The organism is Homoserinimonas sp., from assembly GCF_056262345.1.
Genome location: NZ_JBACFR010000077.1, coordinates 1 through 12,039 on the forward strand (window position 1 = coordinate 1; position 12,039 = coordinate 12,039).

Annotated in this window: 10 protein-coding genes; 4 read left to right on the forward strand and 6 right to left on the reverse strand. The window is 65.2% G+C overall.

Annotated features, from left to right (window positions below; all coding sequences use genetic code 11):
* A partial coding sequence (locus AC062T_RS03865) for a Bax inhibitor-1/YccA family protein (protein ID WP_476027567.1) occupies positions 1-758 on the forward strand: 758 nt, incomplete at its 5' end.
* A gap of 160 nt (positions 759-918) precedes the next feature.
* On the forward strand, positions 919-2,889 hold the full coding sequence (locus tag AC062T_RS03870) for a hypothetical protein (RefSeq protein WP_476027569.1): 1,971 nt from the start codon (positions 919-921) through the stop codon (positions 2,887-2,889).
* A gap of 101 nt (positions 2,890-2,990) precedes the next feature.
* Here the strand turns inward: AC062T_RS03870 and guaA are convergent, their stop codons facing one another.
* The 6 genes from guaA to AC062T_RS03900 all read right to left on the reverse strand — a co-directional run bounded on the left by guaA (position 2,991) and on the right by AC062T_RS03900 (position 9,977).
* Complete coding sequence (gene guaA / locus AC062T_RS03875; protein WP_476027571.1) at positions 2,991-4,565, reverse strand: glutamine-hydrolyzing GMP synthase; 1,575 nt, start codon at positions 4,563-4,565, stop codon at positions 2,991-2,993.
* The gene (locus tag AC062T_RS03880; RefSeq protein WP_476027573.1) at positions 4,562-4,990 is read right to left on the reverse strand and encodes a DUF3817 domain-containing protein; all 429 of its coding nucleotides are present in this window, start codon (positions 4,988-4,990) and stop codon (positions 4,562-4,564) included. The genes guaA and AC062T_RS03880 overlap by 4 nt, the downstream gene beginning before the upstream one ends.
* Before the next feature lie 4 nt (positions 4,991-4,994).
* Positions 4,995-5,795, reverse strand: coding sequence for an SURF1 family protein (locus tag AC062T_RS03885; protein ID WP_476027583.1), 801 nt, complete (start codon positions 5,793-5,795; stop codon positions 4,995-4,997).
* Positions 5,796-5,880: 85 nt separating this feature from the next.
* Positions 5,881-7,620, reverse strand: coding sequence for a glycerol-3-phosphate dehydrogenase/oxidase (locus AC062T_RS03890; RefSeq protein ID WP_476027575.1), 1,740 nt, complete (start codon positions 7,618-7,620; stop codon positions 5,881-5,883).
* 74 nt (positions 7,621-7,694) lie between these two features.
* On the reverse strand, positions 7,695-8,816 hold the full coding sequence (locus AC062T_RS03895; protein WP_108997876.1) for a GuaB3 family IMP dehydrogenase-related protein: 1,122 nt from the start codon (positions 8,814-8,816) through the stop codon (positions 7,695-7,697).
* A 171-nt stretch (positions 8,817-8,987) separates the two neighbouring features.
* Positions 8,988-9,977 (reverse strand): hypothetical protein, encoded by a 990-nt coding sequence (locus AC062T_RS03900; protein WP_476027577.1) that lies wholly within the window; start codon positions 9,975-9,977, stop codon positions 8,988-8,990.
* Positions 9,978-10,316: 339 nt separating this feature from the next.
* Here AC062T_RS03900 and AC062T_RS03905 point away from each other — a divergent pair, with 339 nt between their 5' ends.
* Both AC062T_RS03905 and AC062T_RS03910 read left to right on the forward strand, forming a co-directional pair.
* Positions 10,317-11,180, forward strand: a complete 864-nt coding sequence (locus AC062T_RS03905) for an ABC transporter ATP-binding protein (RefSeq protein ID WP_476027579.1) — start codon at positions 10,317-10,319, stop codon at positions 11,178-11,180.
* The gene (locus AC062T_RS03910; protein ID WP_476027581.1) at positions 11,177-12,019 is read left to right on the forward strand and encodes an ABC transporter permease; all 843 of its coding nucleotides are present in this window, start codon (positions 11,177-11,179) and stop codon (positions 12,017-12,019) included. Before AC062T_RS03905 ends, AC062T_RS03910 begins: the two co-directional genes overlap by 4 nt.
* Positions 12,020-12,039 lie beyond the last annotated feature (20 nt).

Consider the following 12,039-nt stretch of genomic DNA (forward strand, 5'->3'; position numbering starts at 1 on the left):
TTGCCGCCGGCGCCAAAGCCGTTGACTTTAACAAGCCGGTATCGAGCGAAGAACTCGATGCCATGTACGGCCGTCCTTCTGCAACGCCCGTCGACACCGACCGGATGACGTACGAAGACACGATCGTCAAGACCCTCATCGGGTTCGGCCTGCTCGTGGCCACCGCCGTGATCGGCTGGAATGTTCCGCTGCTCATGATCCCCGGAGCAATCGCCGGATTCGTGCTCGCTCTCGTGAACATCTTCAAGAAGCAGCCTTCGCGCGGACTCGTGCTCGCCTACGCGGCAGCCGAGGGCCTCTTCGTCGGCGGAATCTCGTTCCTCTTCGGCCAGGGCTTCGGCTTTGACATCGTGCCTCAGGCCGTCTTCGGCACGCTCGGTGTCGTCGGCGTGACGCTGCTGCTGTTCTTGAACGGCAAGGTTCGCACCAGCCCCAAGATGACTAAGATCTTCCTGGTCGGAATGGTCGGCTACGCGGTCTTCTCGCTCATCAACTTCGGCCTCGTCGCCTTCGGCGCGACCGAGAGCATGTTCGGCCTGCGCGACGCAAGCCCGATCATCAGCATCGGTCTCGGCATCCTGATCGTTCTGTTGGCCTCGTACTCGCTCGTCATGGACTTCGAGAACGTGAAGACCGGCGTGCAGCGCGGTGCCCCGCGCGTCTACGCCTGGCAGGCCGCCTTCGGCATCATGGTCACCGTCGTATGGCTCTACACGGAGATCCTGCGCCTCGCCGCGATCTTCTCGAGCGGCGACTAAGCACACCGCATCACCGCAGAAAGGGACGGCCCTCCGGGCGGGCCTCTTCTCGTTAACCCTGCAGGAGGGCTCTGATATATCCCCAGATCTGGGGTAGCCCGCTTCGTAGCGACCACGCGGTGGCGCTGTCAGAGTGGCTGAGAGCAACCAAAGGAGTTCCATGCGCCGCTTCTCGCAGATTATTCTCGCCCTCGCCTGCGCTATCGGGATCCTCACGGCTCCCCTCACCGCACAGGCCGCCTCAACAACGACGAGCCCGACTCCGGGCGTCTACGTCTACGACGAAGGGCGCCAGCTGTATCTGGTCGACGAAGCAAGTGCCCAGGCGACCGTCATCGGAGACCCGCTAGCGATCTCAGCGACCGACGTCATCGGCGGTGCCGGCTACGACGCGGACCACAAGCGGATCATCGTGTTCCTCTCCACTGCCATCGGCGAACTCGTGCTCCTCTCCGTCGACCCCGCGACCGGACTGAGCGATGGCGAAGTAACAATCTCACTGAGCCCGAGCCAGGTCGATCGAGCCGTCGGCTTTGACATCGCACCCAACGGGCAGGCCCGCATCCTCATCGATCACCCGACGGCCGGTGACACCATCTACGACGTGGATCTCGCGACAGGAGCCGCGTCGAACGCACTCGAAGCCCACGAAAGCGGCGACCCTTTCTATGGCCTGACCGCTATCGCCAGCACAGCATCCGGTGAGCTGCGCGCCTACGGAGACGCGGCGGGTGCGGCCCAGGAGTGGAGCATCGACACGAGTACCGCGGGCATTGCGGAACTCGTGGACGGCATCGCCACAGGCGGAGAGATCGCAGGCGCAGACACTGACGGGCCCACCACGTGGATGCTCGGGGTCGATCGGGTCGGAGGGGCCATCGACTTTGCCGGACTCATCTCCCGCACGGTATTTGGATTCGCCTTGGTCGACGGTATCCAACTTGGGTCGAGCGATGTCGCGGCGTCGTCCCTGGTGGTGGTGCCCGACACCTCCGCGATCGTCGCGAGCCCCGGTCTCTACGTTGTCGACTACGACACAGCCCAGTTGTACTCGCTCGATCAGCAGACGGCTGAAGCTAGCGCCATCGGGGCCCCGGTGGCTCCCGGCGGCCTTTCGGCGATGATCGACGGCACCGCATACTCCCCTGTCACGGGGCTCATCTACTCGATCGCTCACGGCAACGGGCATGATCTCGTCGCCGTGCGCCCCGACACCGGGCGAGCTGTCGCAATCACCCCCGTGACCGGCTCGTTCCAACAAGTGTGGTCGCCAGTGATTGATGCGCTCGGAATCGCGCGGGTACTGCTTTCGGACTCCGACGGAATCCACTTTGTCGCTCGCATCGATCTCTCTACTGGTGTCGTCGACACCGCAAACGCACTGGCGATCAGGCATGGCTCAGATCCCGAACTGCGGGCGCGATCGCTCTCGGTGTCACCCGACGGCGATCTCTCGTACATGACCGAAAGCTCCGTGTACTACTCACTCGCCGACCCCGATGCTCTGGTCGTTCAGGCGACCGAAGTCATCGACCTAGCACTGGCCAACTACCATTGGGCGGGCGTCCAGGACAGCGCATTCCGCCTATGGCTCGACACCTACGACACCGCCGGCAGCACCCTCTGGATGCTCGACACCTACGACGCCACGCCCGCCACGCCCGCCACGCTCGCCACTGAAATCGGAGTCATCAACGCGAGCATGGGCCCCGTCAACACCGGTGCCCTCTTCACGATCGCGCCACCCATCAATCCGGGCCTCTCGACATCCGAACCCATCGTCGATGCCGGCGCGGTCGTCACCCTCACCGGCTCTGGCTTCTCCCCTCGCGGGGATGTCCGTCTTGAGCTGCACTCCACCCCGGTCGTGCTGGGCACGGTGAAGGCGGATGCCGACGGCACGTTCACGCTGCGGGTGACGATTCCGAGCAATGCGACCGGCGGCGTGCACACTATCCACGCGTTCGACCTCCGCAGCGGGATGACCCCCACCAACAACATCACGGTGCGAGCAATTCTGCCCCCGACGGGGGCCGATAGCGCGGGCACGGCCGCAGCCATCGCCATCGGGCTGCTCGCGGCGGGAATCGCCCTGCGGCTCCGCGCGCGTCGAGCGTCGGCAATCTCCTAGCAATCCGACACAGCGCAGAAGGGCCGGTGACAATGTCACCGGCCCTTCTTGTGGGTTGGAGTCGAGGGCGCTCAGCTAGTTCGCACCCTCACAACCGCGGGTTATTCCCACTCGATGGTTCCCGGCGGCTTCGACGTGACGTCGAGCACTACGCGGTTAACATCCTTGACCTCATTGGTGATGCGGTTGCTGATCTTGGCAAGCACGTCATAGGGCAGACGCGTCCAGTCGGCCGTCATGGCGTCTTCAGACGACACCGGGCGCAGCACGATCGGGTGGCCGTAGGTGCGGCCGTCGCCCTGAACGCCCACCGAGCGCACGTCGGCGAGAAGCACAACGGGGCACTGCCAGATCTCGTTGTCGAGACCGGCAAGCGTGAGTTCGGCGCGAGCAATAGCATCCGCCTGGCGCAGCAGTTCGAGACGATCCTTGGTGACCTCGCCGACAATGCGGATGCCGAGGCCGGGGCCAGGGAACGGCTGGCGGCCGACAATGACCTCGGGCAGGCCGAGCTGGCGCCCGATCTCACGGACCTCGTCCTTGAAGAGGGCACGGAGCGGTTCGACGAGTTCGAAGTCGAGGTCGTCGGGGAGCCCGCCCACGTTGTGGTGGCTCTTGATGTTGGCGGGGCCGGATCCGCCGCCGGATTCGACCACATCCGGGTACAGGGTGCCCTGCACGAGGAAGCGCACGGGGTCTCCCTCGTTTGCGGCCTCCTCGATGAGCTGCTTCTGGGCGGCCTCGAACGTGCGAATGAACTCGCGGCCGATGATCTTGCGCTTCTGCTCGGGGTCGCTCACACCGGCGAGGGCGTCGAGGAACTGCTTCTCGGCGTCGATCGTGATGAGGCGAACCCCGGTCGCCTTGACGTAATCCTCCTCGACCTGGCGGCGCTCGTCCTGGCGCAGCAGACCGTGATCGACAAAGACGCAGGTGAGCTGATCGCCGACGGCCTCGTGAACGAGGGCCGCAGCGACGGCCGAGTCGACCCCGCCCGAAAGACCGCAGATGACCTTGCCGGTGCCGATCTGGGCGCGGATGCGCGCAACCTGCTCGGCGATGACGTTGCCGGCGTTCCAGTCGGCCGCGATACCCGCAGCCTTGTGGAGAAAGTTCTCCAGCACGCGCTGGCCGAACTCAGAGTGCTTCACCTCGGGGTGCCACTGCACGCCGTACAGCTTGCGCTCGTCGTTGGCGAATGCCGCGACAGGGGTCGAGACGCTTGAGGCGAGAACAGAGAAACCTTCGGGGGCCTTGGAGACCGAGTCGCCGTGGCTCATCCACGTGGTCTGGTTCTGAGGCTGGCCCCCAAGAAGCACGCCGCCGTTGCCGGCGACCACAACATCCGTCGCACCGTATTCGCGGGCGCCCGTGTGGGCGACCTCGCCGCCGAGCTGCGTTGCCATCACCTGGAAGCCGTAGCAAATGCCGAGTGTCGGCACGCCCAGTTCGAGGATTCCCTCGTCGAGACGCGGGGCGCCGGGCTCGTACACGCTCGAGGGGCCCCCACTCAGCACGATGCCGATCGGGTTCTTCTCGGCAACCTCGGCGGCCGTGATGGTGTGAGGAACGATCTCTGAATAGACGGATGCTTCACGCACCCGCCGCGCGATCAGTTGCGCGTACTGCGCTCCAAAGTCGACGACGAGGACGGGCCTCTGCTCGGTTTCACTCATGCTGGAACCTCCGCGGGTTCGGGGACGGTCGCGAGTCGGTCTTCGACAAAGCGGGGAACGGAACGCTCAAAGTAGAACGAAAGGAACGGAATGACGCCACCGAGGGCGATGAACAAGAAACGACCGAACGAGAACCGCAGCAGACGCCACAGAACAAAATCGCAGGCGACATAGAGCACATAGAACCAGCCGTGCACCATCAGGATGATTGTGGACAGGTTGATGCCCGTCATCGCCTCTTTGGGGGTGAGGGCTAAGAAGCCCTCATCGCCATTCATCTCGATGTCGACACCAAAGCCGTAACGGGTGATCATCATGACGACCAGGGCGATGAGAAAAAACCCTGTGATGTACGAAGAGACTTTATAAACGGAGAGAGTGCGGCGGATGCGCGGCACGTCGGAAGGACGGGGACCGAGAGGCATAGGGCTAGTTTAGTTCGCCCCCGCTGGGTGCTGACTCGCCGCTGGCAGCCGCAGCCTCTTCGACCTCAAGCTCCCACGCGTCCTTGACCAAGCGCCACCACAAGAACACCGCGAATCCGGCGAAAATCGCCCACTCGACGGCGTAGAAAATGTTGAGCCAGTTGATCTCGACCTCGCCGGACGGGATCGGGGCATCGATCGATTCCAGGCCATCGACGGCCTCGTCGACGATGAGATAGCCGCCGAACGTGCCAGCCTCGTCGAACTGCGACCAGATGTTGACGAGCGCTGGCGGAGAAACCGTCGTGAGGCGCCCGCCCTCGAGATCGGAATCCTGCGGGCCCTCGCCCTGCGCATAGCGCCCCTCAAGGGAGACGAGCTGCCGGTTGGCGTCGACCTGAGCGGCCTCTGCGGCCAGCTCCTCGGAGACGCGGACAGCATCCGATTCGTTCTCGGCCCAGCCCAGAGCCGTGGCAAGGCCAACGCCCTCGGTCGTGACGAGGTGGCCAAGCACCCAGTACCCGGGGGTTCCGTCGTGAAAGCGGTCGCCGATCACCAAGAAGTCATCCGCCACGAACTCGCCCTCAACGGTGACCAACTGGCCATCCCACGCCGCCTGCATGGGCGTCCCTGGTCGGGCAAGCTCGTCGAGCGGGACGACCTTCTCGGTTTCTCGGGTAACGATGTCGCCCGAGGCAAAGCTGCGTTCAAGCTGCCACTGCCCGAGCGCCGCAAACGCCGCCGCAATGCCGAGGGCCAGGGCCAACGCGGCAATCCAGCGCGGTCTTCTCGCGACGGCCCACATACTCACCCCACCAGCCTAGCTGCGGCGCGCTGGGGGTTGCGCCGGGCCAGCGGGTGCGCAGCGACGCGGCGCAGGCGTCCGACTGCTAGCGCGCCGTGTAATCGGGCGCTTCGAGCCGCACCCGGTCTGCCGAGGCGTCGTCGGGTTGTTCCTGACTCGCCCGCTCCGCCGCGACCCTGGCCACGTAAAGCGACACCTCGCGGTCGATGCGTTCCTGGTCCCAGCCATGCACCCGTGCCATCAGCCTCGCGGCAACGGGGGCGGCAGAAACGCCACGGTCCCACGCCTCTATCGACACGCGCATCCGTCGGGCGAGCACATCATCCAGGTGCAGGGCGCCCTCATGCGACGCCGCATAGACGACCTCGGCTTCAAGGTAATCGTCGGCGCCGGGCAACGGGGTGTTGAGGCTGGGATCCTCACGGATCAGGTCGAGCAGCTCATCCGTCAGCGTTCCATAGCGGTTGAGCAGATGCTCGATGCGCACCTTGTGCACGCCAAAAGCTCGGGCGATCTTGGCCCGCTTGTTCCACGCGGCCTGGTACCCCTCGGCGCCGAGCAGGGCGATCTCCTCGGTCGTGCTGCGCGGCACCCGTCCGTCGAGAGCTGCGGATGCCGCATCCACAGCATCCTTGGCCATCACCCGGTAGGTGGTCCATTTGCCGCCGGCGACCACAACGAGGCCGGGCACCGTGTGCGCAACCGTGTGTTCGCGCGAGAGCTTCGAGGTCTCGTCCGACTCCCCCGCCAGCAGCGGACGCAGCCCCGCGAACACCCCCTCCACGTCGTCCCGGGTCAGGGGAACCGCAAGCACCGAGTTGACATGATCGAGCAGGTAGTCGATATCGGCGGCCGTCGCCGCAGGGTGAGCCTTGTCGAGATCCCACTTGGTATCCGTGGTGCCGATCAGCCAGTGACGGCCCCACGGAATCACGAACAGCACACTCTTCTCCGTGCGCAGCAGCAGTCCGACCTTCGATTGGAACCGGTCTCTCGGCACAACCAGGTGCACGCCCTTCGACGCTCGAACCTTGAACGTGCCGCGCTCACCCACCATGCGCTGGGTGTCATCGGTCCACACACCGGTGGCGTTGATCACCTGACGGGCACGGATCTCAAAACGCTCACCCGACTCCAGGTCGTGCGCGGTGACACCCACAACCCGCTGGCCCACCTTGACGAAACCCTCGACGCGAACGCGGCTGGCGACCTTGGCTCCGTAGAAGGATGCCGTGCGGGCCAGGCTCGACACGTAGCGGGCGTCGTCGACCTGGGCGTCGTAATAGGCAATTCCGCCGGCGAAAGCATCCTTCTTGAGGCTCGGGATGCCGCGCTGAACCTGACGTTTCGTGTAATGCCGGTGGCGAGGAACCCCCGGCGGGCGGCCACCAGTGCGGGCAAAAATGTCGTACAGAATCATGCCGGCGCCCACGTAGCAACGCTCGACGATGTTGCGGACGGGGTAGAGAAACCGCACGGGCTTGACCAGATGAGGGGCGATCCGCTGCAACAGCAGGCCCCGCTCGATGAGCGCCTCGCGCACGAGACGAAAGTCGAGCTGTTCGAGATAGCGGATCCCGCCATGCACGAGCTTGGACGAGCGGCTCGACGTGCCGGAGCCCCAGTCCCGCGCCTCGACCATCCCCACGCTCAAACCGCGAGTGACCGCGTCGAGCGCGCATCCTGTGCCGACAATGCCGCCGCCGATCACCAAAATATCGAGCTCGCGGGTCTTGAGGGATTCGATTGCCGCCGCGCGATCATCCGGGCCGAGCGTTGACGAGTGAGTTACCGTCTTGCGCCCGCCCTTGAGCTGTTCTGCCACGAAAAGCCTCCCCTGTTGCCTGTGGCCGATGTTACCGGCACAGGGTGTGCATGGGCATGCTCGCCGCTGGGCGGTTAGTGGGGAACGTAGGGCGCCACGACCACGTCGACGCGCTGAAACTCTTTGAGGTCGGAGTAGCCCGTTGTCGCCATCGAACGCTTGAGCGCACCAACCAGGTTGGCCTTGCCGTCGGCAGTCTCGGACGGGCCGTAGAAGATTTGCTCGAGCGGAGCGATCTGACCGACCTCAACGCGGTTGCCGCGCGGCAGTTCGAGGTGGTGCGACTCGGCGCCCCAGTGGTAGCCGCCGCCAGGAACATCCGTCGCGCGCGCCAGCGTGGTGCCGAGCATGACAGCGTCGGCCCCCATCGCAATGGCCTTGACGATGTCGCCGCTGGTGCCGAGGCCGCCGTCGGCGATGACGTGCACATAGCGTCCGCCGGATTCGTCCATGTAGTCGCGGCGAGCGCCAGCGACATCCGCAACCGCGGTAGCCATGGGAGCGTGAATGCCGAGGCTCGCGCGGGTGGTGGAGGCCGCCCCACCGCCGAAGCCGACGAGCACACCGGCAGCACCCGTGCGCATGAGGTGGAGGGCGGGCGTGTAGCCAGCAGCGCCACCGACGATGACGGGGACATCGAGCTCGTAGATGAACTTCTTGAGGTTGAGCGGCTCCTGGTTCTGGGAGACATGCTCGGCGCTGACCGTCGTGCCCCGGATGACGAACACGTCGACACCGGCCGCAACCACGGTCTTGTAGAGCTCCTGCGTGCGCTGCGGCGACAACGCGCCCGCTACCGTAACGCCGGCCTCGCGAATCTCGGCGAGACGCTGCGTCACGAGCTCGGGCTTGAGGGGCTCCGAGTAGATCTGCTGCATTCGACGGGTTGCCTCGTCTTCGGGCAGGGTGCGGATCTCTTCGAGCAGAGGCTCGGGGTTCTCGTAGCGAGTCCACAGCCCCTCGAGATCGAGTACGCCGAGACCGCCGAGCTGACCGACGCGGATCGCGGTAGCCGGCGACATAACGGAGTCCATGGGAGCCGCGAGAATGGGCGTCTCAAAAGTGAACGCGTCAATCGACCACGACACCGACACGTCTTGCGGGTCGCGCGTGCGCCGGTTCGGCACGATCGCGATGTCATCGAATGCGTATACCCGGCGTGACCGCTTAGCGCGGCCGATCTCAATTTCCTGCACCGGCCCAGCCTACCGCGACGCCTCGACACGCGCGGCCGGGCTCGCGCGGCCGCCTCCCAGCCGCAACGTTCGCCGCGCCCCAAGCCCGCTCCCCGCGCCCACAACTTGTGGGGCGCCGAGCGGGCTTCGGGCGCGGGGACAATGCTGCGAATCGCAGAAGCGGCCGCAGCCCTAGCCGCGACGACGACCACGCTCAGGGCGCAATCCAGCCTCGCGGAGCATCCGCTCCAGCGCGGAGGGGTTGCGCACATCGCTCCAGATGATTCGTACTGTGGTCGAGACCTGGCGCCGAAGCCGGTCATCCCTCTTCTTCTCGCGCCAAACGACCTCGCTGGGCGAAAGAGTTCCGTAGTTCCCGGCCTGCAGGTACTTGGTTGCACCATCAAACTCCCCCACAATGCCCTGCTCGCGCCAGAAGTAGTCGACAAACATGTCGCCGTGGATGTCGCTGAATTTCACCTGCAGCTCAGGCTCCGGAAAACCCAGCTGCAGCATGACCGCCCGCGCCATCGACTCCCCGAACGAGTCCGACAAGCGCGTGGCGCATCCGATGACCGCGGCGGCATGGGATCGCCGATAGCGCGGCGCCCGACGGCGCAACTCGGCTTCGACATCCACAGACTCAATAGCCACGGGATTGTTTCTCCCCAGAGCCCAGTCCACTGTCGCCACCGCTGGGGCGAATTCAGAGTCGAGCACAACGTCTACCGTGCTGTGCGCGAGCCCCGTGATGAGCAATCCCTCGCGCTCGACGATGGGGACACCATCGCCCGAAGGTCGCTGCCCCACCACCCGATCGAATCTGGCAACCGGATGCCGCCGCACCCCGTTTTTGGATCTGCCACCAGCCGCGGGTGAACCAAGCACATGCACGAGATCTGGCCACGTGTCGAGAACCGGCATCCCCCACACCGCCGCAGCGGACCAGCTACACAGCACCGGCGGGGTCTCCGCCGCCGCGACTACCGCTCGAATGCGCAACAGGTACCTCTGCCGGGCATCGAGCTCATTCCAGTGGTCAGACTCGCAGTATGCGCCACGGCGCAGGCGGACGAGCTCCCCGCGCAACACGGCACGCTGGAGCGCGTCGCCGCCGAGACCGATGCGATGTTGGTCACCACTGAGAATGAGCCCGTGGGCTGAGTATGCGCGAGACGCCACAGCCCCACTGTGACTCGAATGCGGTGTCCGCTGGCGTCAGCTGAGGGCGACTGAGGAGAGAACGCGGGAGCTGCAACTCGGGAGGACCTGCCGTGCGTGGTGCAACGCGCTCGCGGCGCGGGGTGGTGAGCTCGCGGCGCGGGGTGAGGCGCGTTCCCCGCGCCCCAAACCCGCTCGCCGCGCCCGGAGTATCGGGGGCGCCGAGCCTGGTGTGGGGGCGGCGAGGCAGGGGCCCGGCAGCGCGATGCGGTGAGACGCGCAGGCATCAACCGGTCGGTGGATGCAGATTCAGCCGGTGGGCCGCTGGCGGCGCACATGTTGCACCGCCACGATAGGTGCATGACCGAAACAGAAAGTGCAGTGAGCGTGCGGGACCTGCGCAAGAACTATGGGGGCTTCGCCGCGCTCGATGGGGTGAGCTTTGACATCCGCCGGGGTGAGACGTTTGCGTTGCTCGGGCCCAACGGGGCCGGCAAGAGCACCACGATCGAGATTCTCGAGGGCTACCGCGATAGAACCTCCGGCACCGCGAGCGTGCTCGGCGTTGACCCGCAGCACGGCGGAGTCGCCTGGAAGGCGCGCCTCGGCATCGTTCTGCAAAGCTCGGGAGAAACCGGTGCCGTAACGGTGCGCGAGCAGCTCACCCACTTTGCCTCCTTCTATGCGAACCCTCGTCCCGTCGATGAGGTGATCTCGGCGGTTGGCCTTGAGGGCAAAGAGTCCTCTCTCATCCGGCGGCTCTCTGGCGGCCAACGCCGACGGGTCGATGTGGCCCTCGGCATCATCGGTCGCCCAGAACTGCTCTTTCTCGACGAGCCGACAACCGGGTTTGACCCTGAGGCGCGCCGCCACTTTTGGGGTCTCATCCGCAAGCTCAAGGCGGAGGGCACGACCATCCTGCTCACAACGCACTACCTCGATGAGGCGGCGCAGCTGGGCGACCGCGCCGGTGTGATCGCCGGCGGCAAGCTCATCGACATCGGGCCCATCGACGAGATTGGGGGCGAAGAGGCCCGTGTTCCCGTAGTGCGCTGGATCGAGAACGGGGTGCGCCGAGAACAGCGCACGTCGGAACCGGGAACATTTGTTGCTGCTCTCGCCAAGGGCGGCGAGCCGCTCGGCCTTGAGGTCATTCGCCCCAGCCTCGAAGACGTTTACCTCCAACTCGTTGGCGACCACGAAGAAGCGATGGCATCGGCATGACCACAACAATCACAACCCCTCCCCTGCCAGCTGGGCGCACGCTCAAGCTAGGGCTGAGCCGCATCGTCTACGAGACGAAGGCCTATTTTCGCCAGGGCGACGCCGTGTTCTTCAGCTTTCTCTTTCCGCTCGTCATGCTCACGATCTTCTCGGTTGCCTTCAGCGAAACCAGCTTTGGAACGGATGCTGACGGCAACGATGTGAGCGCCGCCGCCTTCTACCTGCCGGCGATGCTGGCGGCGGGCATCCTGCTCACAGGCCTGCAGAACCTTGCCCTGGATATCGCAACCGAGAAGGGTGACGGAACCCTCAAACGCCTCGGCGGCTCCCCGCTGCCCGTCGTGAGTTATTTCATCGGCAAGATCGGCCAGGTGTTCGTTCTGAGCATCCTGCAGGCCGCGCTGCTCATCGCCGTCGCCACCCTCGTCTTTGGAGTCTCGCTCCCCACAGAATCCGAGAAGTGGTTCACCTTTGCGTGGGTCTTCTTGCTTGGAGTGTCCACGAGTGCGATTCTCGGCATCGCGCTCAGCGCCCTCCCTCGAACCGGCAAAAGCGCATCGGCCGTGGTGATTCCTATCGCCCTCGTGTTGCAGTTCATCTCCGGCGTCTACCTGTCGTTCTCGATGCTGCCGGAATGGTTGCAGAACGTGGCATCCGTATTCCCCCTTAAATGGATGGCCCAGGGGATGCGCGCGGTCTTCTTGCCCGAAAACTTCGAAACGCTCGAGCAGGGCGGCACATGGGATCTCGCCGGGGTAGCGATCGTGACGGCACTCTGGCTCGTGTTTGGCCTCATCGCGTGCCGGCTCACCTTTCGCTGGATTCGCAAGGACAGCTAGGTGTTTCTCAATCGCGGGTG